A 26,437-nucleotide genomic window follows, 5' to 3' on the forward strand; every position below is an offset into this window, starting at 1 on the left:
GCAGGGCGATCACTCGCCATATCCGCGTGTCAGCAGCGCATCCAGATGGATCAGCGCATCGGGCAAGGCCTCGCGCCAGAACGGCCAGTCATGGCCGCCGGGGCGCACGCGAAAGATGCCGGGCAGGCCCGAGCTTCGCGACGCCAGATGCATCTCGGTCGCGCCCTCGAGGAAGGGATCGTCCGCGCCCAGATCGATCAGGATACGCGGAATACGGGTGGGCGACGCGGTCGCAATCAGGGCATCGGGCGACAGGTCGCTCCACGTCCGGGTCAGGCGGGCATCTGCGGACAGATCCGCGCCCAGCACCCCCGCATATCGCGTCCGATAGGCATCGTCGCTCAGCGACAACAGCTGCGCATCGGTGCGAAACGCCGGGCTGAGCGCCGCGACACCCGCGAACATGCCCGGATTTCGCAGGTGATGCACGATCCCCGCAAGCCCGCCCATCGAGATGCCCAGGATCGCCCGCGCCTCGCCCGTCGCGATCGCGGGATAGCGCGCCTCGAGCGCCGGGATCATCTCGGTCAGGAACATCGTCTGCCAACGGACCTGCCCGTCGGCATCGTCGAGGAAATAGGTCGCGATCTCGTTCGCCTCGTCCCGGCGCCCATCCGGCGCGATGGCGATCAGGGGCCTAATGGTGCCGCTGGCGATCAGCGCGTCCAGCATCTGGTCGATCCCCGCCAGCGTGAACCAGTCCGAGGGCTGCCCGGTCCCGCCGCCATGCAGCAGCCAGACGACCGGGTAATCGCGCTTGTCCGTCCCGTATCCGGGCGGAAGATACAGCGAATATCCGACCGGGCGGCCCAGAACCTCGCTGCCGATGACATTCTGCATCCGCACCTCGGCGCCCGCAGCCGAAGACAGCAGCAGCCCGAGGCACAGGGTCAGGAAACGCAGCATCGTCGGATCTCCTCGGTCAGAACATCAGCTTGTAGGACAGGCTGACCGACCCGCCCAGAAGGCCAGGCCCCGGGCTTGGGCCGCGATTCCACGGCCATCGGTTCGCGCTGTAGTTCGAATAGTTCAGCGTCACGCGGTCGTTCAGCCGGTAGCTGGCGGTATAGCTGTAATCGGGGTTCCACGGCTTCTGCCGGTTCGCCGGATAGGCATAGAGCGTCAGCCCCACGCGCAGCTTGTCGGTCACGGACATCCCGCAACTGAGCGACCCGGAATCGTTGCCGGGGTTTGACAGGCCGATGCTGACGGAACAGGCGGCCTCTTTCTGGAAGGGAAGGTGCAGCGTGGGCAGCTTGTAGGACGCCCGCAGGCTGCCCTTCAGCAGCGACGAGACCAGATCGCTGCCCCCGCCGGAAAACCGTGCGCCATAGTTCGAATAGCTGAGGCCAAGCTTCTCGGTCACCCGCATGTTGACGGCATAGGTGAAGTCGGGGTCCCAGGGCGCCTGCTGCCCCGAGATCGGGAACCTGACCAGCGCCAGCGACAGCGAGACGCGGTCGTTCAGCCGGGCATTGCAGCCCAGGGTGACCCGCAGCTTGCCGAAGGCGTCGTCGAAATCGACATGGTCGGTATATTTCAGCCCCGCTCCGGTCGAGAGCGAGCATGACAGGCGATACCTCTCGGCTAGCGTCATCGGGCCGGGTTCGGGTGCAGGCGGCGCGGGCGCGACGGGGGCCGGAATGTCGATGGCGCGCGCGGTAACGGGCTGCGGTGCGGGGGGCGCAGGTTCCGGCGCGACGGGCTCGCACGCATCGGGATAGAACGGGTCGGGTTCCAGGCAATCCGCATCGGTCGGCAGAAGGTTGTTCTGCACTGGGTCGGGCGGGACGACCGCTTCGGGCTCGGGCTCTGCCACCGGCAGGACGTCCGGCAAGGGCGGCCCCTGCGGTTCGGGGGCCGGTTCGGGCTGCGGCGGCGGAGGTGGCGGCGTGCCCGTCCCGGCAAGGATCCATCGCGCCAGGTATTGCGCCACGCCAAGGCCGTCCACGTCATCGGGCGGCAAGGGAGGCTTCGGCGCGCCGATGGCAGGCACGATCAGGATGACGCCCGCATCGTTCGCGATCTCGCAGGCATCGCCCTTGCGGCAGGTCAGCATGTATTGCGCGAAGGGCCTGCCGTCGGCCGCGATGACGATGGCGGACCCGTCCGGGAACAGCCGGTAATCGAACCCGCCGATGCGCCCCGACTGAAAGCGCGACCAGCTGAAGACATTGGGCACGTCCTTCAGCACTTCGGTCGCGCCGGGCACGACATTCTCCGAGGTGTCCACGCTGCGGGGGCCGGGTGTGGCCTGCTGCCAGGCGGGCAGCGTGGCGGGGCGCAGCTCGGACGGCCAGACAAGGGGGTAATCCTGCGCGAAGGCCGGCGCGGCCGTGACGATCAGCGCCAGAAGCGCCCAGCCCGCCCTGTATCCGCGCCCGACCATGCCATCACTCCTGACACAGCTTGGCGTTCAGGGCGCGGATCGCACCTTCGATCGACAGCTCCGCGGCATTGGGGTCCAGCGCCTGCACCAGCGCCGTTCGCGTGCGCTGCCCCATCACCCCGTCATCTGGGCCGGGGTCCTGCCCCGCCTCGATCAGCAGGCGCTGAAGCGTCTGCACGGTCGAGGTGCCGGGCGTGATCAACTGCAATCTGCATTCGCGATCCGGCTGGACCGAAGGGCCCAGATCGACCAGCGCCGGGTCGGGCTGCGCCTCGGGCGCGGGAACGTCGCGCACCGCGGCGGGCCGCTCGGGATCGTCGTTCGGTGCGGGGGCCGTGGACGACGGCGCATTGGCCGCGCTTTCGATACCGGCGGCGGTCGCGATGCCCGCAACGGAGTCGATGGCGCGTTCGGGGTCGGTCACGCCCGCATCCTCGGGCAAACCCGCGATCCCGCGCGCGGTCGGGATCGCGAAATCGGCGGCCGCGACCTCCTGCCCCAGCAGGCAGCGCTGAAGGGCATCGGCAACCGGGATCGCCGCGTCGGGCGCTGCATCGCCGCTGCGGGTGCAGCCCCCATCGTTCCCGCACTCGATCGCGATCTGCCAGCTCGGCGCGTCCAGGCTGTCGGACAGCACCGCCGAAAGATCGCTTGCCAGCTGATAGGCGAAGCCCGCCACGCGCCCCTCTTGCCAGATACCGGGATAGCGGGCGGTCGGCACGTCCGAGGTGCGACGTTCGACATTGCTGGCCCCCGGCAGGGGGCGGTCGAAGTTCGGGCCGACGCAGGGCTCGGACAGCGCCGGTCCCGCCCAGACCAGCAGGATGGCGGCCGCCCGTCTCATGGTGCGACCCGGACCAGGGGGCCATGCGCCTTGAAGGCCAGCGCGACCAGGACGACGGCGTTGGTGTTGGCGGTGGTCGATCCGTTCACCGCGCCGGTTTCCTCGTATATCCCCTCGGGCCAGCCTTTGGCGGGGTCGGCGAATTCCTCGACCGCATCGACAAGGCGGGCGGTGTAATCGGTGCCGAACAGCGCGTCCCAGCCGAAGGCGGCCTTGGTCGCCAGCGTCCGGCGGCTGTCGATCCGTTCGCCCTGGAAGGTCATCACGGCCCAAGGCGCGCCCCCGCCCCAGACGGTCGAATAGGCGAAATAGGGCGCCTCGTGCAGGTGGCTCTCGGTCACGGCGGTCAGTTTGCCCGTCTCGGCAAAGCGCCCCTCTTGCGCGCGATAGATGGCGGTCGCGAACCGGTGGGAGCGGTCGTCGAAGCCGAATTCCAGCCCGTCGAACAGGTAAGGCTCGCTGACGACGAAGGCCGGGGTCGTGGCGCGGTGCAGGCGCGTGTCGACGGGGATGGGCTGCCCCTCGACCCGCTGGACCATCAGGTCCCCCGACACGTCATAGGCCCGGAAGACGTCGAAGCCGAACAGCATCATCGCCTTCGCGGCATATTGCTCGTAGCCGACACGGCCCTCCTGGTTGCGGCGGATGTTGCCGTCGCTGACATTGGTGCCGATCAGCTCTCCTCCATCCACCATCTGGTCCAGCTGCCAGCCGTTCATCAGCGCTTCGACCGCCGGGGCCAGTTCGGGATGGTTGCGCTGCACCAGACCCATCGTGCCGACGATCCGCGCCACGTCCAGCGCCGACCAGCCCAGCCCCAGTTCGACCGGCTGGTTGCCGTAATCGACCAGCTGCAGCGTGCGGGTGTGATAGGCCTTGTTGGGCAGCACGTCCTGGAACAGCCGCAGGTCGGACAGGCTGGCGATGGCGCGGTCCAGCCGGTCATGCGCCTCGGACCGGTCGATCAGGCCCAGCCGTTCCGCCGACAGGATCGCCACGACATAGGACCCCGTTTCCCACATCGTGGTCGAGGGATAGGCATGGACCGAATTCGCAAGCCCCGTCCCCTCGTCCACGTTGTTCTGGAAATAGGTCCAGGCGATGCGCGCATGCTCCATGTCGCGATCCGAGCTTTCACCACGGATCGCCAGCGGCAGCGGGTCGAGGTCGTCGAAGGGTTGCATCATGTCCGGTCCCGCACTCGCGTCGGGCTGCGGCTCGCCCAATGTCTCCAGCCACAGGACAAGCACCAGCCCCAGGATAAGCGCAAGGATCATCACGATATGCCCCCGTGCCCGAGCGAGATTGTCACGAAAGCTCATGCTGCGGCCTCCTTGGTGGCAGGCGGTTGCCAGAGCGCGGCGGCCACGATCCCGGCCATCGCCACGCAGTTGTTCAGCCCCCAAAGGGCATTGGTCACGACGCCGGTCAGCGTGTGGGGCGTCCCGCCGACGGCCAGCGCGCCCAGGCCCCACAGCACGCCCGCGCCGGTCAGCACCAGCACCGCAAGCTGCGGCCGGACAAGATGCAGGAACCGCCCCGACTGGCGGTCCTTGGGCGTGACGGGAAACGAGATCTTCTGCCCGCGCGCCACGGCCCAGATCGCCCGCAGCCCCACCGGAAAGAACGCGAGATAGCTGGCCTTGGCCGCATATCCCGCGATGCCCCAGGTGCCGACCATCATGCTCAGCTCCAGCAGGATCATGAAGGGGATCACATGCTCGAAGAAATCGTTGGAATAGGCCGAGACCGGCGCGATCCCCGTGAACAGGTAGATCGCGGGCGCGAACAGGAAGACCACGTTCCAGATCGCACCAAGATAGCTGTAGAAGGTCGCGCCGTACATCATGCGCTGCGGCAGGGTCAGGCCGCGCCGGAACAGCGAATTGTCGTTGAACATGATGTCCAGACTGCCGCCTGCATACTTGTATCGCTGGATGGTCCAGGTCAGCAGGTCCTGCGGCGACAGCATGCGGCTCTCGACATAGGGGTGCTGCCAGGACTTCCAGCCGCGTTCGCGGTCAGAATGAAGCACGATCGAGGTATAGATGTCCTCGGAGACGTGGAAGCGGTAGGGCGTCAGCACCTCGGCGGTGACGGCCTCGGTGCGGATCGCCTCGAGCAGCTCGGGCGAGACTCGGCGCTCGCGGCTCTCAAGCGTGATCTCCTCCTCGGCGGCGATGACGCGGCGCTCGACCGCCTCGCCGAAGCTGCGCAGCGCGGCCTCCATCACGGCCTCTCGGCGGTGGATCGACCCCGCCCCGCAGCAGAAGGCGGCGTTGACGCGGTTCCGGCGGCGCTGGATCACGTCATAGAACATCTGCGGGTCGTTCACGAAGGGATCGGCCCCGACGCGCATCCGCCCGAAGATGCGGCCCAGCCGACCGGGCAGCCTGCGACCTTCGGGCAGGTCGTAGAACCATTGCGGCGTCTGGACCCACGCCATCTTGGGATCGCGGAAATAGCCCAGGGTCCGCGACAGGATCGTCGGAAAGGGGCGCGTGTCGGCATCGCAGATCACGATCAGATCGCCCGAGGTCCGCTCCATCGCGTTGCGCAGGTTGCCGGCCTTGAAGCCCTCGTTCCCCTCGCGCGTGATATAGCCGACACCCTCCTGCCGGGCGACGGCTTCCATCTCGGGGCGCTTGCCGTCGTCCAGCACGTGGATGCGGATGTCGATGGGATGGGGATAGTCGATGGCCTTGGCATCGACGATGCCCAGCCGCACCAGCTCGGGTTCCTCGTTATAGGTCGCGAACAGCACATCGACCGTGATCGGGCGGTCCGGATCGGGGTTGTCGGGATCGATGTCGCGCACGGTTGCAGGTGCTTCGGGAACCCGCACCGGCTGGTCGCGCCACAGGTTGTAGACGAACAGCACGAGGCCCAGATAGGCGCAGGTCTCGGCCACGACCAGCGGGATCGCGAACCACAGCGCGTCGGGGTTCAGCGAATGGCCCCACCGCCAGATCACGTACCACGCGCCGACGAACAGCGTCAGCGTCGCAAGGAACTGCCACAGCATCTCTCGTGCCGCGGAATAGGGCAGCGGATCGGGCGGGCGGCGATCCTCGAATTCGCGGAAGTAATCGTCCATCACGCCTTCCCTTGCCGTTTCCAGGGCACCGGCCCCAGCCCGATCGTCCAGGCCAGCACGTCCGTCCGCTCGATCAAGCGCGAGACGCCGTAGGCCGCCGGCAGGACGCAGGCAAAGCGCAGCACCACCAGCAGCGCGGGCGACAGGACGCCCGCCAGCCCGGTCTTGACCACGACGATGTCGAAGATGTCGATGACCATCGGATGCACCAGGTAGATGCCGAAGGTGTATTTCGCCATGCGCGACCAGCCGGGGGACCAATCGGCATATTGCCGCCCCAGGAACAGGCTGAACATGAACAGCGGCATCAGGAAGTGACCGTAGTAATCCCAGCCCGTGCGCACGCCCCATTGCCCCGTCAGCAGGGCCGAGCCGAAGAACGGGAAGGTCGCAATATAGGCCATCGAGGCGAAATACAGCGCCCCCCGCCCGACCAGCTTGGATTCACCGCGCGGCAGCCCGTCCTGCCACAGCGAATACAGCGCGAAGGCCGCGAACCCGTAACCGACATAGCCCCAGACCTTGGTGATCCGGACAAGATAGTCGCGCGTCAGCGGCGCAAGATCCAGCGAGTAGAGGAAGGTCTGCACGTGATCCATCGCGCCGAGCGTCGCGAACAGCCCCACCCCCAGGATCGGGTATCGCATCGCCAGACGCATCACCGGATAGAACAGGAAGATCGCGAACAGTGTGGGCAGGAAGTGCATATGGTACTGCGACTTGCCCAGCAGGAAATAGGCGACCCAGGTCTTCACCTCGGATATCTGGTCCAGATAGCCGGGGGCGTAGCCGAAGGCATATGCCTTGACCAATCTGAACAGCCCGTAGAACAGCGTCCAGAAGGCGAAGGGAACCAGCAGCCGCGACGCCTGCGTGCCGATCGCCTCACGATAGGTCGGCCTGTGCCGATCGATCCGCAGCGCCATCAGGAACAGCGAGAAGAAGAAGAACATCTCGGAGCCCGAGAACTCGCCGAGCGAGCGAAGGAAGATCGGGACCACCCGCTCGCCCACGCTTGCATCCGGGAAGGGACGGCCCGCGAAATCGGTCGTGCTGTGGATCAGGACGACGCCCACCGCGGCCCAGACGCGGTTGGCATCGAACCAGACCATCCGTCCCCTTGCGCTCATGGTGCGGCCCATTCCGCGCGGCAGGCGGCAGGCAGGACGACGCGCGGTTCGGGCTTGGCGAATTCCTGTTCCTCGGGGCGGCACTCGGTCGCGGCGATGCCGTTCTCGCGGTCCAGCGGGCGGCAGTACTTGAACTCGTCCCACGGAACGGTCGGCTGGATATCCACGCCCGCCGCGCAGGCGCAGCAGGTGGCCTCGACCACCATCTTGTCGGGCAGGCACTTGTTCGCGCGGATGTCGGTCCCCGCATAGGCCGTGTCCCAATAGCTGGTATTGTCGTTCTGGAACCGCATGATCGGCCCCTGCGCCTTGTAAAGAAGGGCGGCCAGGATGATGCCGTTGTTATTCGCGGTCCGCAGCGGGATATAGCCGTTACCGTTCTCGTAGAGCCCCTCGTAGAAGCCGCCCTCGGGGTCGGACAGATCCGCCACCGTATCGAACAGCAGGTCGGTATAGGGCACGTCCCACAGCGCCCACATCCCCAGTGCCGCCTTGGATGCCACGGCGGCGCGGTCGGGCTGATAGACGTCGCTCGGGTCCAGCGTGTTCCAGGGATACCCGTCCGCGAAGATCGAATCGTAGACGAAATAGGGCTTGCCCTCGACCTGGTGTTCGGATCGGGCGGTGATGATGCCCGTCGCCTCGAAGCGGCGCTGCTGGACCAGGAAGATGCGATGGGCGAATTCCGCGCGCCAGCCCTGCGAGGCGACGCCCGGCCCGTCGGGATCGGGCACCGGCAGGTCCCAGCCCATCTCCAGCCCGTCCAGGAGATAGCTTTCGGTCAGGACGTAGTTCTGGTTGTGGAACACACGCGGATCGCGGCCGTCATAGGGCACGTCCACGTCATAGATGTTGGTGTATTTCAGCGGATGCGGGTCCAGCGCCCCGGTGACGTCGAAGCCCCACAGCGCAAAGCCCTTGGCGGCATATTCCTCGTATCCCAGCCGCCCTTCCTGGACATAGCGCGTCTGGTTGTCGCCGCCCACGATAGAGCCGAACAGCCGCCCGTCATCGGCGACGATGTTGCAATAGTTCCAGCGCATTGGCACGTTGTCCACGCCGTTCGCCAGATAGGGATAGCGTTCCTTGAGGATGCGCAGCCAGACAAGCATCCGCCCCATGTCCAGCACCGAGAACCCGACCTCGCCGGGCTGGTTGGCATAGTTCACCTTCTCGCCGGTCTGGGTGTTGTAGACCTTGTTCGGCGCCTCGCCGCGATAGAGGTCGAGATTGCGCAGCGTGCCGATCAGCTTGGTCGCGCGGCGGTCGAATTCGCGCTTGTCGATGATCCCCAGCTCGTGCGCCGCCACGAGGCCGCTGATATACGAGGCCGTGTCCCACAGCGTCGTCGAGGGATAGGAGCCGACCGCGTTCACGAGGCCCGTATCCTCCTGGTAGCTGTTCACGAAATATTGCCAGGCGGTGCGGGCCATCGCCATCTCGCGCTCGGTCAGGGCACCGTGGCGGCCGAAGAACTCGCCCTCTTGGGTAGGGCGCGACATCAGGAAATCGGTGCGCGACTGGCGGTTCGGATCGCGCAGCGCGGGCGGCAGCAGGTCGCCGACCGGCGTGTCGCCCGGAAAGAGCGGCGCGGTCACCGGCGCCGACGCCTCTTGCGAGCGGGCGGGGTCCGCTCCTTGGTCGATCACCAGTGCGCCCCCGATCAGGGCTGCCACCACTGCAAGACCGAGACGCCGCATGACCTATCCTCCTGCCGTTTCACCTTCCGGGCGGGTCAGCGCGTCCAGTTCTGCGCGCAGAAGCCGCGTTTCGGTCAGCGCCTCGTTGCGCCGCCCCTCGTCCATGCCCCCGGTACGGAAATCGTCCTGCAGAGCGCGATAGCTGTCGGCCAGCGTGACGCAGCCGATCGTGTCCAGAATGCCGATCAGCGAATGAAGCCCGCGGCGCGTCTCCTCTTCGGTCGCGGGCGCCTCGAGAAGGGCCAGGTTGCGTCCGATATCGTCCGATGCCGCGCGCAGCAGTTGGGGGACGACCATCGGGCCGACCTCGCCGCTCAGCTCCTCGATGCGGGATTGCAGTTCCTCGGGATGGGCAAAGCGGCGTTCAACCGGCTCGGGCGTGGCGACGGGCCTGCGGCGCAGCACGATCGCCGCCCCAAGCGCCAACGCGGTCGCCGCTGCCAGAAGGATCCAGATCATGCCCCCTCCTGCCTGTCGAAGGCCAGCCGCAGCAGGTTGCGGCCCTGCGCCGGAACGAACTCGACCCCGTCTGCGCAGTGAGAGATCAGCGACAGACCGCGGCCGCCTTCGGCCAGCGGATCGATCTGATCCAGATCCGCCACATCCTCGAACAGGTCGGCAGGGCTCTGGTCGCCCGCATCGACGATCTCGATCCGGACGCGCGCGGGTTCGACGGATGCGGCGATGCGGATCGTCTCGGGGGTGCCGCTGGCACGGGCGTGACGGATGGCATTGGTCAGCGCCTCGGCCACGGCAATCTCCAGCGCGGTCAGCTTGTCGGGGGTCAGCAGATCGGCCAGCGCCCGGCACAGATCGGGCAGCACGCGGTCCACCTCGGCCTCGTCGGGGCGGATATCCTCGACCCAGGCCATCAGGGACGCTCGCTCATGGCGGCAAGGGCTGCCGCGCGGCTGGGATAGATCGCGAAGACCTTGTCCATGCGCGTGATGCGGAACATCTTGTCCACGTTGCCCGTCAGGCTGCAGATCGCGATCTCGCCCCGGTTGCCGATCTTCTTGAGCACGCCCACCATCGCGCCCACCCCCGAGGAATCGACGAATTCGACGGCGGACATGTCGACCAGCAGCCGATCCTCGCCATTGCCCAGCAGCGCGATCAGCTCGTCCCTGAACGCCGTCGCATTCGCCGCCGTCAGCCGCTCCAGGCCGGGATCGACGACGCAGATTCCATTTTCGTGTCCGGGCAACGCCTTGATCATGGCTTGCTTCTCCTCTCGCAGACCAGCACGCTCAGGTCATCGTCAAGTGGGATGCCGTTGCGCCATTCTGTCAATGCCGCGAGCATTTTCGCGGGAATATTCGCAGGGGTTGTGGCCGATGCGACGACGACCTCGGCAATGCGGCTGTCGTCGAAGGCGGTGCCCGCAGCGTCCTCGGCCTCGTGCGCGCCATCCGACAGCAAGACCAGCGAGGAACCCTGCGGGAAGGCGACCGATGCGTTCTGGAAATCCATCTGCCCGATCAGCGCGACGGGAAAGCCGCCCTCGCCCACGGGCGTGATCGCGCCGTCGTCCGACACCAGCAGCGCCGGGGGATAGCCCGCCTGGCAATAGTGCAGCCGGTCCGTCGCGCGGCAGATGACCCCGCAGAACATGGTGAAATAATCCTGCCCGTCCGCATCGAAGAAACGTTCGTTCAGCCGGGCCACAAGCGCCGCCGGATCGGGCGATCCGGGCTGCGTGGCCACCTGGCTGCGGAAATAGTCGCTGGTCAGCAGATGCCCAAGCGAGACCGACAGGAGCGATGCGTTCACCCCGTGCCCGGCCACGTCGATCGCGTAGAAGCCGATCATCCCGTCGCCCAAGTCGTAATAGGCGAACATGTCCCCCGACAGGATGTTCGACGGCTGGAAGGCGGAATGGAACTGCGTGTCGCCCAGCTCGGCATGGGGCGCGGGCAGCAGCCGCTTCTGCGCGCGGGCGGCGATGCGGATGTCGTCCTCGATCCGCTGCTTGGCCTCGGCGATGGTGCGGTTGCGTTCGGCCAGCAGCTTCTCATGCGCCAGAAGGCGGGTCACGCTGCGGACGCGCGCGGTCAGGCTGGCGGCATCCAGCGGCTTGGCCATGAAATCGTCGACCCCGGCCTCGAGCGCGCGGTCGCGTTCGCCCCGCTGCCCGCTGCCGGTCACCATCAGGATGTGGACATAGGCCTCGGACCGATCGGCGCGGATCTGCCGGACGACCTCGTGGCCGTCGAGGCCCGGCATGTCCAGGTCGCAGATCAGCAGCTGCGCGCCGGTATTGCGCACCAGCGCCAGCGCCTCGACGCCGTCAGCGGCCTCGATCGGGATGAACCCCAGCTTGCGCAATATGGCCGAGGCATAGCTGCGCTGGAACGCGTCGTCATCGGCCACGACGACAAGCCAGCCGTGAACCTCTTCCCCCTGCATCGGTGTGCTGATCGGCATCGAATACCTCATCACGACCTCGTTACGGGTTCAGGGTAATCACTTTCGCGCCAAGCACAACCTGTGGTTTCAAGGGCTTCCTATTCGGCGCCCGTGATCCGGTCCAGCTGCCAGATGCTGCGCGAATAGGCGATCTCGGTCTGGTATTCGGGATCGCTGTCGAAGGGATAGACGACCCAGAGCGGCCCCTTGTCGCGCGGCGACAGGATCTCGCCGTCCTGCATGTAGGCGATGATGGGGGCGTCCTCGGTCACCTCGGCGACGGGGATCTCGACGGCATAGTCGTTGATCGCGGTCGCCATGACGCTGCCATCCTCGACACCCGCCTCGGCCAGCAGGGTCGCAAGCGCGACGCCCGTGAAGGTCACCTCGCCCTCGGTCCAGTTGGTCGAGGTGGTGAACTCGGTCACGGGAAGCTCTTGCAGGGCCTCCAGGTCGTAGTGATGGGTGTTTCCTCCGGCAGTGACCGTCAGAAGCACGTCCTGGGCCATGGCGGGCATTGCCATGGTCGCAAGGAATGCGGCGGCGATGACTTCGGTACGGGGTGACATGCAAGGGGCTCCGGCGATGTTGGTGGATATGCTGTCCAACATACCGCCAAAGCCCCCCGGCTTGCAGCGTGCAAGGGGCTAGGGCCCCTGTCCAAAAGGTCAGGCCCGGTGACGCGCGGGTCAGGTTTTGCTGACCGAAATCGCGACCGCGGACAGGACCGCCAGCCCGACCGAGATCGCGAACAGCGTGCCGAAACCCGCCTGCTGCGCGACCACGCCCGCGACGGTTCCCATGCCCATGCCCAGCATGCCGTCCATGCATTGGAACAGGGTGAAATCCACCCCGCCCTGCGCCTTGTCCGACCAGCGCATGAACTGCGCATAAAGCGCGGTGAACCCGAAGGACAGCATCGCCGACCCCGACAGAAGGCAGATCCCCGCCAGGACCATCACCGGCAGCGGTGCCCATGCAAGGACCGCCATCAGCGCGCCCTGCCCCGCAAGCGCCATCAGAAGCGTCGCGCGGATCCCGTTGCGCCGGACCGAGGCCCCGCCGACCAGCGCACCCAGCAGGCCAAGAACCAGGCTGCCGAACCCGCTGAGGATGCCGATGGTCGCCAGCGGCAGCCCCAGGTCGATCAGGAACGGGCCATACATCCCCATCGCGAATTTCTGCGCCAGCACGAAGCTTGCGGCCAGCGGCAGGCCCTTGCGGATCTCGGGGCGGGCGAAGGCACGGCGCAGGCTGGGGGCCGGGGCGGCCTCGGGCGCCGGGGGTGCGTTCCGGGCGGTCAGCGCGAACCAGCCCAGCAGCAGCGCCACCAGCGCCGCCAGCAGCCAAACCGAGTTTCGCCAGCCAGTCGCCGCCACCAGCACCAGGACCAGCCCGCCACCGATCGCGGACCCGACATAGGCGCCCCCGACCTGCGCCGCGTTGCCCCATCCCTGCTGATGGCGCGCCAGCGTGCCGACCGCGTGCCCGTCCACCGCGATATCCGCAGTGGCCGTCGCGATGGCGACCAGCATCAGGCAGGCCAGCACCGGCAGCAGCGGCACCAGCCCCAGCCAGCCGGTCAGGATCAGTCCCGCTACGGCCACGGTCCCGGTCGCCAGCACCACCTGCGGGGTGCGCGGAGCAAGGCCCGGCCTGATCCGCAAACGCTCGACCCGCGGGGCCCAGAGGAACTTCAGCGCCCAGGGCGCGATCAGCAGCGACAGCAGGCCGATCCGATCAAGCGGCAGCCCCTGGTCGCGCAGGACGGCCGGCAGGCCGCCCCATGTCAGCCCACCGATGACGCTCTGGGCAGCATAGGCCGCCCAGAGGCCCGACAGGACCCTCGTTCCTTCGCCCGGACGCATCAGAAGCGGCGGCTGATGCTGGCGGTCCAGGTGCGCCCCTCGTCGCGATAGCAATAGCCTGCGGTGCAGGTCTGCTTGTCCTGGTCGAACAGGTTCTTGACGTTCAGCTGCATCTCGACGCCCTCGGCCTGCGGCATCTCGTAGCTGACGGCCAGATCGACGAAGGTGCGGTCGTCGTTCTCGAAGCTGTTCTCGTCATCGCCGTAGCTGCTGCCGACATGACGCAGGCCCGCGCCCAGTCCCAGGCCCTGCATCGGTCCCGCCTGCACGTCGTATTTCGCCCAGACCGACAGGGTGTCGTTGGGGCTTGCCGACAGCTCGTTCCCGTCGGTTCCGGCGGCACCCTTCTCGATCGTGACCTTCTGGTGGGCATAGCTTGCCAGAAGCGACCAGCCATTCGACCAGCTGGCCTGCGCCTCGACCTCGAAGCCGCGGCTGTTCAGGTCCAGCTGGCGCTGGCGGTTCACGCCGGTCGACGCATCCAGCACCACGCCGTCGCGCTGGTCGATGTCGAACATCGCCGCCGAGAACAGCAGGTTCGTCCCCTCGGGGGCGTATTTCACGCCGATCTCGCGTTGGGTGGCCTGCGTGGCCTCGGCGGGGGTGCCGTTCTCGTCGTCGCCCACGGCATAGACGAAGCCCGTATTGGGCGAGAACGAGGTCGAGACGCTGCCATAGGCCATCACCCCGTTCCCGAATTCATAGCTCAGCGCGGCCCGACCCGAGCGACCGTTGTCGGTGCTGTCGGTCACGGTGCCATCATCGGCGGTCGAGCTGCTCTCGACCCGGTCGAAGCGCGCGCTGACGAATGCCTGCCAGCTGTTCCAGCTCAGCTGGTCGTGGACATAGATGCCCGCCTGCTCGGTCACCTGCGACCCGTCGAAGACCAGCGCCGCCGCCGCAGTTTCCGCAGCCGACACATAGCCGAGCGTCGCCGCGCTGTCGTAATCGGTGCGGCTGATGTCGATGCCCGCCAGCACCTCGTGATCGACGCCGCCTGTCGCGACGGTCCAGCGGATACCGCTGTCCAGGGTCTGGGTCTCGACCTCTTCGCGGTAATGGCCCCAATACCGCGCCAGCGCGTCGCCCGAGGCATAGTAACCGCTGTATTCCAGATCCGCCGCGACGCGGGCCGCACGGAAGCTCTGGCGGAGGGTCAGGTCGGGCGTCAGGTCGTGTTCGACCTCGTAGCCGATGCGCCACTGGTCCTGGTCGAAGTCGTTATAGTCGGGATCCCCGTTGTAGATCCGCGACGCCACGCCATAGGACGGGTTGTAGAAAGCCGCCGTGCCGCCCGTGGTCGAGGTCGAATACTCGGCCAGGATCGTCGCGCGGGTGAAGCCGTTATCCCAGCTGAGCGCGGGGGCAAGATAGGTCTTGTCGTCCTTGTAGCCCGCCAGATCGCTATTCGCATCGCGATGCAGCCCCGTCAGGCGATAGCTGAAATCGCTGCCTTCGGAAACGGGGCCGGACCAGTCCGCCGCGATCTCGGCGCGGTCGTTCGCGCCGGTCGTCGCGCGGATCTCGCGATAGGTTTCGTCCTTGGGGCGCTTGGTCACGAGGTTCACGATTCCGCCCGGTCCGCTGACACCATAGAGCGACGAGTTCGGCCCCTTCAGCACCGCCACGCCTTCCAGTCCGTAGGGCTCCGTCTTGAACCACGCCGTCGGAGAGTTGACCTGCTGCAGCCCGTCGCGGAAGAACCCGTTATAGCTGGTCGGGAAGCCGCGCAGGAAGAACGCGTCGAAGCGGTTGTCGAAGCCGTAATTGTTCGGGTTCGCCCCGGCGGTATAGCTCAGCGCCTCGTTCAGGAAACGCGGCGCCTGATCCTCGACCTGGTCCTGCGTGATGATCGACACGGCCTGCGGGATGCGGGCGACGGGCGTATCCAGTCGGGTCGCCTGCCGGCTGCTGATCGCGACATAGCCGTCCTGGACCAGCGTGGTGTTGCTTTCGGCCTCAAGCGTGATGCCGTCCAGCATGTAGGGGGCGTCCTGCGCCGATGCGGCGATCGCGGCGCAATTCGCCAGCAGGAATGCGATCAGGGGTCGTTTCATGGGGCCATCCTTCGATGCGGGGCTTACCGGAAGACAGGCGCGACCGCCCCGCGAAGCGCCGTTCGCGGGTGGGGTTCTGGCTGCCCTCGGGGCTGATTGGTGACGGATAACTGATCGAATCTATCGGAATTGTCAATTGTCCGACCGAAAGACTATGCTATAGCTGCCGAAAGAGACAGGGGCAGCCATGGCACATCTTCGCACTTACCGCAGCACGGGCCTGATCGCGCAATCATCGGGTGCCGCGATCGCCGCATTGAAGGCCCGCGCCGCCGCGTGGGATGTGCCGCTGACCGAGACGCATGAGGAACTGACCATGTCGGTCTGGGGCTGCGAACTGCGCCTCGTGCCGCATGTGGACGGCATGTCGGTCGACCTGTCCGCCCCCGAGGAAAGGCTGATCGGCAACCTGCGTGACAGCGCGACCGAGATCTTCGCCGAGGTCGGGCTGGACATCGCCTGGGATCGCGTCGATGCCGGCGCGCTGGCGCCCGGCCTGTCGCTGATGCGCGTCCTGCGCGTGACGCGCCCCAGCCCCGGCTTCGTCCGGGTCCGCATCGCCGCGCCGGATGCCGCGCGCTTTACCGAGGGCTCGATGCATTTCCGCCTGCTGCTGCCCCCCAAGGGGCGAGAGCCCGTATGGCCCCGCGTCCAGCCGACCGGGCGCGTCGGATGGCCCGAAGGTCCCGACAGCCTGCACCGCGCGGTCTATACCGTGGCGGATCACGGGCCGGGATGGCTGGATTTCGACATCTTCCGCCATGATCGCAGCCCGACCTGCGACTGGGTGAACGGCGACCCGACCGGACAGACCGTCGCGATCATTGGCCCCGGCGGAGGCGGCATTCCCACCGCCGCACGCGTGCACCTGTTCGGGGACCAGACCGCCCTGCCCGCCATCCGCCGCATCCTGTCCGAGGCACCGGGCCAGGTGACCGCGACCATCCGCTGCGCCAGCGCCGATCTGGGCGACACGGCCAGCGACCCGCGCGTGGCGGTTTCGGACGATCTGACCGCCGCGCTGTCCACCACGGCCATCGCGCCAACCGAGTTCGTCTGGTTCGCCGCCAGCGCCGACGAGGCCCGCGCCGCGCGCAAGCACCTGCAATCGCGCGGGCATGACAAGAAGGACATGACGGTCGCCGCCTACTGGTCCTGAAACCGCCGCCAAGTCATGCATTTGACGAAACCCTGCCATGCAAGCGCCTAAAATTTCGCGGATGCGGTTTCTGGCGCAGTTTTGTTCCGCTAGGGCGTGGGTCCGATTTGCGGGAGCCTTCCCGCGGCTACAACTTGGACGAATGACATGACCGACGCTTCCTCGACCGGGGGCATGGCCGAGCCTTCGGCAGCCCCGACCCCATTGAACAAGCCGAGCAGGGTCCTGCTGGCCAGCCTGATCGGCACGACGATCGAGTTCTTCGATTTCTACGTCTATGCCACCGCGGCCGTGCTGGTCTTCCCCGCGCTGTTCTTCCCGGGCGAGGATCCGACGACCGCGCTGCTGGCCTCCTTCGCCACCTTCTCGATCGCGTTCTTCGCGCGTCCCCTGGGCGCGGTGGTCTTCGGCCATTTCGGCGACCGCGTGGGCCGCAAGGCGACGCTGGTGGCCGCGCTGCTGACCATGGGCATCTCCACCGTCATCATCGGCCTTCTGCCGACCTACAGCCAGATCGGCGTGCTGGCGCCGCTGCTGCTGGCGCTGTGCCGCTTCGGTCAGGGCTTCGGCCTTGGCGGCGAATGGGGCGGCGCGGTGCTGATCGCGACCGAGAACGCCCCTCCGGGCAAGCGCAGCTGGTACGGCATGTTCCCGCAGCTGGGCGCGCCTGTCGGGCTGTTCCTGTCCTCGGGGATGTTCCTGCTGCTGCTGACCTTCATGTCGCGCGAGGATCTGCTGGCATGGGGCTGGCGCGTGCCGTTCCTGTTCTCGATCGTGCTGATCGCGGTCGGCCTGTGGGTCCGCCTGTCGCTTGCTGAAACCAAGGCCTTCCAGAAGGCCATCGACAGCCATGACCGCGTGTCCGTGCCCTTCGTCGAGGTGTTCCGCAACCACAAGCGCAGCCTGTTCCTGGGCACCTTCGTCGCGCTTGCGACCTTCGTGCTGTTCTATATCGGCTCGGCCTATCTGCTGTCCTACAACGTCAAGGTGCTGGAGATGACCCTGCCCGAGGCGCTGGAGGTGCAGGTCTGGGGTGCCGTCGTCTTCGGCGCGCTGATCCCCTTCGCAGGCAAGATCGCCGACCGCTGGAGCCGCCGGAACCTGCTGATCCTGGTCACGATCCTGATCGGCGCGTTCTCGTTCGCGCTGGACCCGCTGCTGTCGGGCAGCCGCGCGGGCGTCTTCACCTTCGTCACCATCGGCATGGCGCTGATGGGCGTCACCTATGGCGTGATCGGCGCCGCGCTGGCCGCGCCCTTCCCGACGCATGTGCGCTATACCGGCTCGTCGCTGGCCTTCAACTTCGCGGGCATCGTCGGCGCATCGCTGGCGCCCTATATCGCGACCTGGCTGCAGGCGACCTACGGGATGGCCTATGTTGGCTACTACGTCCTCGTGGCGGCCGTGATCTCGTTGATCTGCATCCTGGCCTCGGGCCGGAACGAGGTCTGACGAACGCGCGCCCAGCCGGTTCCGCACCGGCAGGGCGCATCCTTATTGGCCCGCCGCGGCAACGGTCGGGCGCATCGCACGGCTGCCGAAGAACAGCCCCGAGGCCGCCAGCGACGGCACCAGCAGCCCCATCGCCATCGGCATGGCAGACCCGCTGCCCCCAAGCGCCACCAGCGAGGACACGGCAAACGCGATGGCGAACTGGATCGCGCCCAGCAGGGCCGAGCCGATCCCCGCGCGGTCATGCGCGACCTCCATCGCCATGGACATGGCATTCGCCGACAGCAGTCCGACCATCCCGATCGCGATCCACAGCGGAGCCACGAACAGCCACATCTGCGACGTTCCCGACATCGCGACCAGCACGGCAGACGCCGCGACAAAGACCGGCAGGCCCCGCGACAGGATGCGCGCGGGCGAATGCCTGCGCAGCAGGATCGTGTTCACGCGACCGAAGACGACAAGCGCGGCGGCGATCAGCGCGAAGATCAGGCCGAAGGACAGCGTGTCCTGCCCGAACCGACCCTGGAACACGCCCGAGGATCCGGTGATGAAGGCAAACATCCCGCCCTGCACGAAGCCCGCGACCAGCGTCATCGACAGGAACGACCCCCGCCCCAGCAGGCGTGCCGCGCTGGCGGCACCGTCACGGAACGGGCGGGGCTGACGCTCGGGCGCGGGCAGCGTCTCGGGCAGGACCAGCAGCGTCAGGACCAGTGCGACGGCACTGACCGCCGCCATCGCCACGAAGATCGAGCGCCAGCCGAATGCCTGAAGCAGCAGGCTGCCAAAGGTCGGCGACACGATCGGACCGACCGTCAGCAGCATGACCAGGACCGTCATCACCTGTGCCGCCTGCTGGCCGCTATACAGATCCTTGACCACCGCGCGACCCACGACCATGCCTGCGCTGGCACCGATCGCCTGAAGGAACCGCAGCGCGTTGAAGCTGGCGATATCGTCCATCATCGGCAGCAGGACCGAGGTCGCAAGGAACAGCACCGTCCCCGCCAGCAGCGGAAGCCGGCGCCCGAACCCGTCCGCCAGCGGTCCGATCAGCAACTGTCCGACGCAGAGGCCAAGGAAGAAGATCGACAGGGACAGCTCGGCCCCCGCATGGTCGGTCGCCATCGAATCCGCCAGATCTCCGATGGCCGACAGGTACATGTCCGTTGCCAGTGGCGGAAACAGCGACAGCAGCCCCAGGGTTGCGGTTATCGCCGCCGCATGTTTCGAGGAGAGTTGGATTTGAGGCATATGGCGTTCCTTGTCTTGCATAATGGACTTCAGTCCATTTGCAATTAGTGGACGGAAGTCCATATATCAAGAATGGCCAAGGCAGGAGGACAGGATGACCGACAAGACACGCAGAACGGGCCGCCCGCCCAATGCCGAGGCGGGCGAGGCGCTGAAGGCTGCCGCGCTGCGGCTGGTCAGGGAACAGGGTTATGACGGGGTGTCCATCTCGGCCATCGCGACGGCTGCGGGGGTCGCGCGGCAGACGCTGTACAACCGTTGGGCCACCAAGGCCGATCTCGTCCTGGAAGCCGTGTTCGAAGAGACGGCAAGATACGCCGACAGACCGGCCCCCGATCCGCAGGCCCCCGTCGCCGATCAGCTGCGGGTCTTCCTGACCGGCGTCTTTGCGCATCTGGGTCGCGACGGCGACACGCTGCGCGCCCTGATCGCCGCCGCCCAGCAGGATGCCTCGTTCGGCGAGGCCTTCCGCACCCGCTTCGTCCAGCCGCGAGAGGAGATGGTGACCGAGATCCTGAGCCGCGCAAGCGAACGCGGCGAGCTGCCCGAAGGCCGCTCACCCCGCCTGATGTCCGAATTCATCCACGGCGCGTTCTGGTACCGTCTGCTGAACGGCCAGCCCGTCGATGACGCGCTGGCGCAAGAGATCACGGACGCGGTCTTCGCCTGATCTCCGTCATCCGCATTTCGAGTGGCCGCAGGACGGGCAGGTCATGCAGCCCTCGACCATGCGCATGCCGAATTCTCCGCAGGCCGGACATGCGGGACCGCGCGGGGCCTCGCCCACGGCCATCACCTCGGATTGCGGGTCGGATTTGAGGCCCAGCCCCTCGCCCGCAAGGAATCCGGTGGCGATCATGTGCTGTTCGATCACGCCGCCGATCGCGGCCAGGATCGAGGGGACATAGCGCCCCTTCATCCACGCGCCGCCGCGCGGATCGAAGACGGCCTTCAGCTCCTCGACGACGAAGCTGACATCGCCCCCGCGCCGGAACACCGCCGAGATCATGCGCGTCAGCGCGACGGTCCAGGCGTAATGCTCCATGTTCTTGGAATTGATGAACACCTCGAACGGGCGGCGGTGGCCCCCCTGCACGATGTCGTTGACCGTGATATAGATGGCATGCGCCGAATCCGGCCATTTCAGCTTGTAGGTCGACCCTTCCAGCGCGGCGGGACGGTCCAGCGGCTCGGTCAGATAGACGACATCGGCGCCCTGATCGGCCTCGGGGGCGGCCTCGGTCGTCTCGCTGACCGACAGGACGCTGCCGGTGACATCGTTCGGGCGATAGGTGGTGCAGCCCTTGCAGCCCAGATCCCAGGCGGCAAGATAGACGTCCTTGAACGCCTCGAAATCGATATCCTCGGGGCAGTTGATCGTCTTGGAAATGCTGCTGTCCACCCATTCCTGCGCGGCGGCCTGCATGGCGACATGATCGCGCGGGGCCAGCGTCTGGGCGTTCACGAAGTAGTCCGGCAGCGGCGCATCGCCCTTCAGGTCGCGCCACATCTGGACGGCGTAATCGACGACCTCCTCCTCGGTCCGGGTGCCGTCCTTCTGCAGGACCTTGCGCTTGTAGGCATAGGCGAAGACAGGCTCGATCCCCGAGCTGACATTCCCGGCATAGAGGCTGATCGTGCCCGTCGGCGCGATGCTGGTCAGAAGCGCGTTGCGGATGCCATGCGTTGCGATGGCGTCGCGCACATCGGGATCCATCCGGGACATGAAGCCCGATCGCAGATAGGCATCGGCATCGAACAGCGGAAACGCGCCCTTCTCCTTGGCCAGATCGACCGAGGCCAGATAGGCCGAGCGCGCGATGGCCTTCATCCAGACCCGCGTCTGCGCGACCGCATCCTCGGCGCCGTAACGCAGGCCCAGCATCAGCAGCGCATCGGCAAGGCCCGTGACCCCCAGCCCGATGCGGCGCTTGGCCTGCGCCTCGGCCGCCTGGCTGTCCAGCGGAAAGCGCGAGGCATCGACCACGTTGTCCATCATCCGCACCGCCGTCCGCACAAGGTCGTCCAGCGCCTCGGGGTCCAGCCGCGCAGCATCGGTGAAGGGATCGCGCACCAGCCGCGCAAGGTTCACCGACCCCAGCAGGCAGGCGCCATAGGGCGGCAGGGGCTGTTCGCCGCAGGGATTCGTCGCGGCGATCGTTTCGGCATAATGCAGGTTGTTGGCCTTGTTGATGCGGTCGATGAAGATCACGCCGGGTTCCGCGTAATCATAGGTCGCCCGCATGATCCGGTTCCACAGGTCGCGCGCCTTAACGCTGCGGAAGGTCTGCCCCTCGAATTTCAGGTCCCAGTTGCCGTCGGACTTCACCGCCTCCATGAAGTCGTCGGTCACCAGCACCGACAGGTTGAACATGCGCAGGCGGGCGCTGTCCTGCTTGGCCTCGATGAAGCTTTCGATATCGGGGTGGTCGCAGCGCATGGTCGCCATCATCGCGCCGCGCCTGCTGCCCGCCGACATGATCGTGCGGCACATCGCATCCCAGACATCCATGAAGGACAGCGGCCCCGAGGCATCGGCCGCCACGCCCTTGACCAGCGCCCCGCGCGGCCGGATCGTCGAGAAGTCGTAGCCGATGCCGCCGCCCTGCTGCATGGTCAGCGCGGCCTCCTTCAGCATGTCGAAGATGCCGCCCATGCTGTCGGGAATGGTGCCCATGACGAAACAGTTGAATAAGGTCACCGTGCGCCCGGTGCCAGCCCCCGCAAGGATGCGACCGGCGGGCAGGAACTTGAAATCCGTAAGCGCGCCGTAGAACTTCTCCTCCCACGCGGCGGGGTCGGCTTCGACCCGTGCAAGGTCGCGGGCGACGCGCCGCCAGCTGTCCTCGACCCCCGCATCGACGGGTTGCCCCTCGGCATCCTTCATCCGGTATTTCATATCCCAGATCTGTTCGGCGATTGGGGCGGCAAAGCGGGTCATCGGACGTTCCTTTGTGGCAGCAGGGACGGAAAACACGATATGCAGTATGTAGGATCGCGCTAGGTCAGCACCGCCCAAGCGCTTCGGTCAAGCCCTTCCTGATCGCCGCTTCTGATTTTGCTGCCAAAGTTTTTCGCGTCTCGGCGCGGATCGGCAGGGGCGCGTGCAGGCGCACGGTCGCGCGGCCCTGATGGCGCACCGAGAGCACCGCCAGAAGATGCGAGCCAAGCTCCATATCCGCCCACCAGCCGTAGAATCGCGGATCCTGCCCCGCAGGCGCATGATAGGTCGCGCTGATCGGCTGGATCGCCAGACCCTGCGGCAGCCCCGGATCGAGGAAGCCCTGGAACAGCGTCGGCTTGAAGGGCAGCACCCGCCGCCCGTCGGTCGAGGTGCCCTCGGGGAAGAACAGAAGCCGGTGGCCGGCACGGATCCGGGCGGCAAATTCCTCGGCCTGCTGGCGCGCAAGCTTCGGATCGCGGGTCACGAAATGCGTGTTCGTCACGCGGGTCAGGATGTTGATGCCCGGCCAGCCCGCGACCTCGGACTTGCTGACGAAGAAGACCGGCATCGCCGCGTTGAAGACGAGGATGTCGAGCCAGCTGGAATGGTTCGCCACGACCGCACCGGGGCCCTGCATGGGCACGCCCTCGCGCTGCCAGCCGATGCCCATGACCCACAGGACCAGGCGGCAGACGATCTGCACATGCGGACCGGTCCATGGACGGCGGGGGCCGTGGAACAGCCGCTCGACCCCGCGCAGGGGCAGGATCAGCAGGACGCCGATCAGCAGGATCAGGATCGCGGGAACCCCGCGCCGCAGCACGCGAAGCCAGTCGCGCGGGCCGCGCGGACGGCGCAGCGCGATCGGCTCGGCCTCGCGCCAGGTTGCGGGTGTCATGTCGCCTGCTGCCAGCGGCTTTCGTAGAACTGGCGGTGCTTGGCCGACATGGCCGCCGTATCCATCAGCAGGAACACGTCGGTCGTGTTGAACTCGTGGTCGATGAAGGCCCCCTCGCCCACCTGACCGCCAAGCCGCAGATACGCCTTGATGAGCGCGGGCATCGCGACCATCGCCTCGCGCCGGTCGATGTCCTCGGGCGCGATCAGGTCCATCCGCTGAAAGCCGGCATCGCGGGCGCGCGGGCGCAGATCCTCGGGGGCAAGGTGCTTGTGGTGCAGCCAGCTGAGCGAGGGCGCAAGCATCTGCGCATCCGTCCCGTGAAAGCTGGCGACGCCGAACAGGATCTCGATCCCGTGGTCCAGCACGTAATCGGCCAGCGCGTTCCACATGATGAACATGCCCGATCCGCCGCGATACTCGGGATGGACGCAGGACCGCCCCAGCTCGAGCAGGGGTCGCCCGCAATTGCGCAGGGGCTGCAGATCGTATTCGCCGTCGCAATAGAAGCGCCCGAAGCCCGCGGCACGATCGCCCGGCAGCAGGCGATACACACCGACCACGTGGTCCAGCGCCTCGGCATCGCGGCGGGTGTCGATCAGGCAAAGATGATCGACGACATCGTCGAACTCGTCCTTTTCCAGACGGGTGTCGTGATCGACCAGCGGACCGGTGCCGCCCAGTTCTTCTATGAACACCTGATAGCGCAGCCTTTGCGCGGCCATCAGGTCCTGCGGGTCCTTGGCGATGCGGATCTGAAAGAAGCTGGTATCGACGCGGTTCACGGGGCCTCGGGCAGTCGGTCTGGGTTGGGCACTGTCTAGGTGCGGGGCGTCATCATTGCAACATCGCAGGTCCGGGCGATGCGCGTTAACAAAGTTTTGCTTGCCTTGTGCAACTTGTGGTTGCAATCTGCATCAATGATAACAGCAACTTACGCGCCGTCGAAGCGCAGGATTTCCAATGCCACACGACGGCCGTCCAGGACGCGCTTGCCTGCCTCGGTGAAATTCACCGTGATGCGGTCTCCGATGCGGGACTGTACCTGCCCCTCGCCCCATTCGGGTGCGTCGGGGTGACGTACGATCATTCCGGGTTCGAGGATCTCGTTCAAGGCAACCGCTCCGCTTGGTTCAGCAGAGGTTAATCGAACATGTCCCAGGTGACAACGCCGCCCCAGGGGGGCGATCTTGCCGCACTTCTCGGATCGCGACTGTGCCACGACCTCGTCTCTCCGCTTGGCGCGATCGGGAACGGGGTGGAGCTGCTGGAGATGTCGCCCGACTTTCCGGGCATCGCCAAGGCACCCGAGATCCAGCTGATCGCCGAGGCCGTCGCATCCGCCCGTTCGCGGATTCAGGCCTTCCGGATGGCCTTCGGCACCGCGCAGGACGATCAGCGTGTCTCGCGGCCCGAACTGCAGAAGCTGGTGGACGGCATGTCGGCGCATGGCCGCATGAAGATCCAGCTGGAGGCTGAGGCCGATTTCCCCCGCACGCAGGTCCGGTTGGTGATGCTGGGACTTCTGTGTCTTGAGACGACGATGCCGTGGGGCGGGCGCGTGCTGGTCATCCGCAACGCACCCGGCTGGCGGCTTGTCGCGGAATGCGAACGCGCGCGGCTGGACGGCGATCTGTGGGCGTGGCTGTCGCAGGGCAAGGGCCGCGAGGCCGCCCCGTCCGAGGTGCAGTTCCCGCTGCTGGCCGATGCGCTGCGCGGTCGCAACCTGACGGCCGAGTTCGACGAAACCGGGGGCGAGATCGCGTTCTGACCCGCCCCCGCGCTGTCACGTCCGGATGGTGCCGTCGCCGGTGACCAGGTACTTGAAGCTGGTCAGTTGCTCGGCACCGACGGGGCCGCGGGCATGCATCTTGCCCGTGGCGATCCCGATCTCGGCGCCCATCCCGAACTCGCCCCCATCCGCGAACTGGGTCGAGGCGTTGCGCATCAGGATCGCGCTGTCGAGGCCCGCGAAGAAGCGAGCGGCAGCGGCATCGTCCTCGGTCAGGATGGATTCGGTGTGCTGGCTGCCGAAGCGCCGGATATGCGCGATGGCCTGGTCCACGCCATCCACCGGCTTGGCGGCGATGATCATGTCGAGGAATTCCTTGCCGAAATCCTCCTCCCCTGCGGCGACCGTGCCGGGGGTCTCGGCCAACTCGTCGGATGCCCGCACCTCGACCCCTGCCTCGATCAGGTCGCGCAGGATCGCATCGCCATGCGCCGCAAGGAAGGCACGGTCGATCAGCAGGCACTCGGCCGCGCCGCAGATGCCCGTACGCCGCGTCTTGGCGTTCACGACCACGCACCGCGCCTTTTCCGGATCGGCGGCGGCATCGACATAGATGTGGCAGATGCCCTCCAGATGCGCGAAGACCGGCACGCGGGCCTCGGCCTGGACCAGCCCGACCAGCCCCTTGCCGCCGCGCGGAATGATCACGTCGATCAGCCCCTGCGCGCCCAGCATTGCGGAAACCGCAGCCCGGTCGCGCGTCGGCACCATCTGTACGGACGCCTCGGGCAGGCCGGCGGCGCGGAGGCCCTGAACCATGCAGGCATAGATCGCGGCGCTGCTGTGCAGGCTCTCGCTGCCGCCGCGCAGGATCACGGCGTTGCCGGATTTGAGCGCCAGCGCCGCCGCGTCCGCGGTGACGTTCGGACGGCTTTCATAGATCACGCCGATCACGCCGATGGGCGTGCGCACGCGCTGGATATGCAGACCGTTCGGGCGGTCCCATTCCGCGATCACCTGCCCCACCGGATCGTCCTGGGCCGCCACCTCGCGCAGCGATGCGGCGATCGCGTCGATCCGCGCATGGTCCAGCCGCAGGCGGTCCAGCATCGCATCGCTGAGCCCCTTCTGGCGGGCGAATTCAAGGTCCTGTTCGTTTGCGGCGATGACATCCGCCTTGCCCGCGACCAGCGCGTCGGCGGCGGCGTTCAACGCCTTCGTCTTCTGCGGTGCTGGGGCCTGCGCAAGCTCGATTGCGGCCATGCGGGCCGCTTCGCCCAAGGTCACGATCAATTGCTGCGCGTCGGATGTGGTCATCGTCATTCCCCAGTTGCAAGATCGACCGGTCGGCCCGGCCGGGCACCCTTCTAGCGTCGTCCTTCGGACGATGCGAGGGTCATTTCCACTGGAGGGAAGGGATGGAATGGCGCGGTTGACGGGGCTCGAACCCGCGACCCCCGGCGTGACAGGCCGGTACTCTAACCAACTGAGCTACAACCGC

The 26,437-nt window shown here is 66.9% G+C and carries 24 protein-coding genes and 1 tRNA gene; 4 read left to right on the forward strand and 21 right to left on the reverse strand.

The features are described 5' to 3' along the window. Positions 1-9: 9 nt before the first annotated feature. The 14 genes from QMZ16_RS10850 to QMZ16_RS10915 form a co-directional block, all read right to left on the reverse strand. Positions 10-906: an alpha/beta hydrolase-fold protein gene (locus QMZ16_RS10850; protein ID WP_282603260.1), complete on the reverse strand. Its 897-nt coding sequence runs from the start codon at positions 904-906 to the stop codon at positions 10-12. A gap of 16 nt (positions 907-922) precedes the next feature. Beyond that, entirely contained in the window at positions 923-2,389 is a 1,467-nt protein-coding gene (locus tag QMZ16_RS10855) for a hypothetical protein (RefSeq protein WP_282603261.1), read from the reverse strand. A 4-nt stretch (positions 2,390-2,393) separates the two neighbouring features. Further along, complete coding sequence (locus QMZ16_RS10860) at positions 2,394-3,233, reverse strand: hypothetical protein (RefSeq protein WP_282603262.1); 840 nt, start codon at positions 3,231-3,233, stop codon at positions 2,394-2,396. Beyond that, a complete protein-coding gene (locus tag QMZ16_RS10865) occupies positions 3,230-4,555 on the reverse strand; it encodes a DUF3131 domain-containing protein (protein WP_282603263.1) in 1,326 nt (441 codons plus the stop codon). Before QMZ16_RS10865 ends, QMZ16_RS10860 begins: the two co-directional genes overlap by 4 nt. Next, a complete protein-coding gene (locus QMZ16_RS10870; RefSeq protein ID WP_282603264.1) occupies positions 4,552-6,330 on the reverse strand; it encodes a glycosyltransferase in 1,779 nt (592 codons plus the stop codon). The genes QMZ16_RS10865 and QMZ16_RS10870 overlap by 4 nt, the downstream gene beginning before the upstream one ends. After that, positions 6,330-7,460 carry an acyltransferase gene (locus QMZ16_RS10875; protein WP_282603265.1) on the reverse strand — a complete coding sequence of 377 codons (1,131 nt, stop codon included), beginning with the start codon at positions 7,458-7,460 and terminating at the stop codon, positions 6,330-6,332. The genes QMZ16_RS10870 and QMZ16_RS10875 overlap by 1 nt, the downstream gene beginning before the upstream one ends. Then, positions 7,457-9,160, reverse strand: a complete 1,704-nt coding sequence (locus QMZ16_RS10880) for a DUF3131 domain-containing protein (protein WP_282603266.1) — start codon at positions 9,158-9,160, stop codon at positions 7,457-7,459. Before QMZ16_RS10880 ends, QMZ16_RS10875 begins: the two co-directional genes overlap by 4 nt. A 3-nt stretch (positions 9,161-9,163) precedes the next feature. Beyond that, positions 9,164-9,619 (reverse strand): hypothetical protein, encoded by a 456-nt coding sequence (locus QMZ16_RS10885; RefSeq protein WP_282603267.1) that lies wholly within the window; start codon positions 9,617-9,619, stop codon positions 9,164-9,166. After that, positions 9,616-10,032: an ATP-binding protein gene (locus tag QMZ16_RS10890; RefSeq protein ID WP_022707585.1), complete on the reverse strand. Its 417-nt coding sequence runs from the start codon at positions 10,030-10,032 to the stop codon at positions 9,616-9,618. The genes QMZ16_RS10885 and QMZ16_RS10890 overlap by 4 nt, the downstream gene beginning before the upstream one ends. Further along, the gene (locus tag QMZ16_RS10895) at positions 10,032-10,379 is read right to left on the reverse strand and encodes an STAS domain-containing protein (RefSeq protein WP_022707584.1); all 348 of its coding nucleotides are present in this window, start codon (positions 10,377-10,379) and stop codon (positions 10,032-10,034) included. The genes QMZ16_RS10890 and QMZ16_RS10895 overlap by 1 nt, the downstream gene beginning before the upstream one ends. Further along, positions 10,376-11,587, reverse strand: a complete 1,212-nt coding sequence (locus QMZ16_RS10900; protein WP_282603268.1) for a SpoIIE family protein phosphatase — start codon at positions 11,585-11,587, stop codon at positions 10,376-10,378. Before QMZ16_RS10900 ends, QMZ16_RS10895 begins: the two co-directional genes overlap by 4 nt. Before the next feature lie 80 nt (positions 11,588-11,667). Continuing rightward, the gene (locus QMZ16_RS10905; RefSeq protein ID WP_282603269.1) at positions 11,668-12,138 is read right to left on the reverse strand and encodes a molybdopterin-dependent oxidoreductase; all 471 of its coding nucleotides are present in this window, start codon (positions 12,136-12,138) and stop codon (positions 11,668-11,670) included. Positions 12,139-12,258: 120 nt separating this feature from the next. After that, entirely contained in the window at positions 12,259-13,437 is a 1,179-nt protein-coding gene (locus QMZ16_RS10910) for an MFS transporter (protein ID WP_282603270.1), read from the reverse strand. Beyond that, the gene (locus tag QMZ16_RS10915) at positions 13,437-15,494 is read right to left on the reverse strand and encodes a TonB-dependent siderophore receptor (protein ID WP_282603271.1); all 2,058 of its coding nucleotides are present in this window, start codon (positions 15,492-15,494) and stop codon (positions 13,437-13,439) included. Before QMZ16_RS10915 ends, QMZ16_RS10910 begins: the two co-directional genes overlap by 1 nt. A gap of 187 nt (positions 15,495-15,681) precedes the next feature. Here QMZ16_RS10915 and QMZ16_RS10920 point away from each other — a divergent pair, with 187 nt between their 5' ends. After that, positions 15,682-16,653, forward strand: coding sequence for a siderophore-interacting protein (locus tag QMZ16_RS10920; RefSeq protein ID WP_282603272.1), 972 nt, complete (start codon positions 15,682-15,684; stop codon positions 16,651-16,653). Positions 16,654-16,827: 174 nt separating this feature from the next. Then, positions 16,828-18,105, forward strand: coding sequence for an MFS transporter (locus QMZ16_RS10925; RefSeq protein WP_342662162.1), 1,278 nt, complete (start codon positions 16,828-16,830; stop codon positions 18,103-18,105). A gap of 42 nt (positions 18,106-18,147) precedes the next feature. Here the strand turns inward: QMZ16_RS10925 and QMZ16_RS10930 are convergent, their stop codons facing one another. After that, a complete protein-coding gene (locus QMZ16_RS10930; RefSeq protein ID WP_282603273.1) occupies positions 18,148-19,362 on the reverse strand; it encodes a multidrug effflux MFS transporter in 1,215 nt (404 codons plus the stop codon). A 94-nt stretch (positions 19,363-19,456) separates the two neighbouring features. On the opposite strand from QMZ16_RS10930, the gene QMZ16_RS10935 reads away from it, so the two are divergent. Continuing rightward, positions 19,457-20,032 carry a TetR/AcrR family transcriptional regulator gene (locus QMZ16_RS10935; protein ID WP_282603274.1) on the forward strand — a complete coding sequence of 192 codons (576 nt, stop codon included), beginning with the start codon at positions 19,457-19,459 and terminating at the stop codon, positions 20,030-20,032. Between the two features lie 6 nt (positions 20,033-20,038). Here QMZ16_RS10935 and QMZ16_RS10940 read toward each other — a convergent pair whose 3' ends face one another. The 4 genes from QMZ16_RS10940 to QMZ16_RS10955 form a co-directional block, all read right to left on the reverse strand. Further along, positions 20,039-22,303 (reverse strand): adenosylcobalamin-dependent ribonucleoside-diphosphate reductase, encoded by a 2,265-nt coding sequence (locus QMZ16_RS10940; RefSeq protein WP_282603275.1) that lies wholly within the window; start codon positions 22,301-22,303, stop codon positions 20,039-20,041. A gap of 64 nt (positions 22,304-22,367) precedes the next feature. Beyond that, entirely contained in the window at positions 22,368-23,204 is an 837-nt protein-coding gene (locus QMZ16_RS10945; protein WP_282603276.1) for a lysophospholipid acyltransferase family protein, read from the reverse strand. Beyond that, the gene (locus tag QMZ16_RS10950; protein WP_282603287.1) at positions 23,201-23,929 is read right to left on the reverse strand and encodes a GNAT family N-acyltransferase; all 729 of its coding nucleotides are present in this window, start codon (positions 23,927-23,929) and stop codon (positions 23,201-23,203) included. The genes QMZ16_RS10945 and QMZ16_RS10950 overlap by 4 nt, the downstream gene beginning before the upstream one ends. A gap of 209 nt (positions 23,930-24,138) precedes the next feature. Then, positions 24,139-24,318 (reverse strand): DUF3553 domain-containing protein, encoded by a 180-nt coding sequence (locus QMZ16_RS10955; protein ID WP_282603277.1) that lies wholly within the window; start codon positions 24,316-24,318, stop codon positions 24,139-24,141. A gap of 39 nt (positions 24,319-24,357) precedes the next feature. Here QMZ16_RS10955 and QMZ16_RS10960 point away from each other — a divergent pair, with 39 nt between their 5' ends. Further along, positions 24,358-24,975, forward strand: coding sequence for a histidine phosphotransferase family protein (locus QMZ16_RS10960; RefSeq protein WP_282603278.1), 618 nt, complete (start codon positions 24,358-24,360; stop codon positions 24,973-24,975). Between the two features lie 15 nt (positions 24,976-24,990). On the opposite strand, the gene QMZ16_RS10965 is transcribed toward QMZ16_RS10960, so the two are convergent. Together QMZ16_RS10965 and QMZ16_RS10970 are read right to left on the reverse strand one after the other, a co-directional pair. After that, the gene (locus QMZ16_RS10965) at positions 24,991-26,253 is read right to left on the reverse strand and encodes a glutamate-5-semialdehyde dehydrogenase (protein WP_282603279.1); all 1,263 of its coding nucleotides are present in this window, start codon (positions 26,251-26,253) and stop codon (positions 24,991-24,993) included. A 107-nt stretch (positions 26,254-26,360) separates the two neighbouring features. After that, positions 26,361-26,437 (reverse strand) — tRNA-Asp (locus tag QMZ16_RS10970).

It is taken from the genome of Paracoccus sp. PARArs4, assembly GCF_947311865.1.
In the GTDB taxonomy this organism is placed as follows: domain Bacteria; phylum Pseudomonadota; class Alphaproteobacteria; order Rhodobacterales; family Rhodobacteraceae; genus Paracoccus; species Paracoccus zeaxanthinifaciens.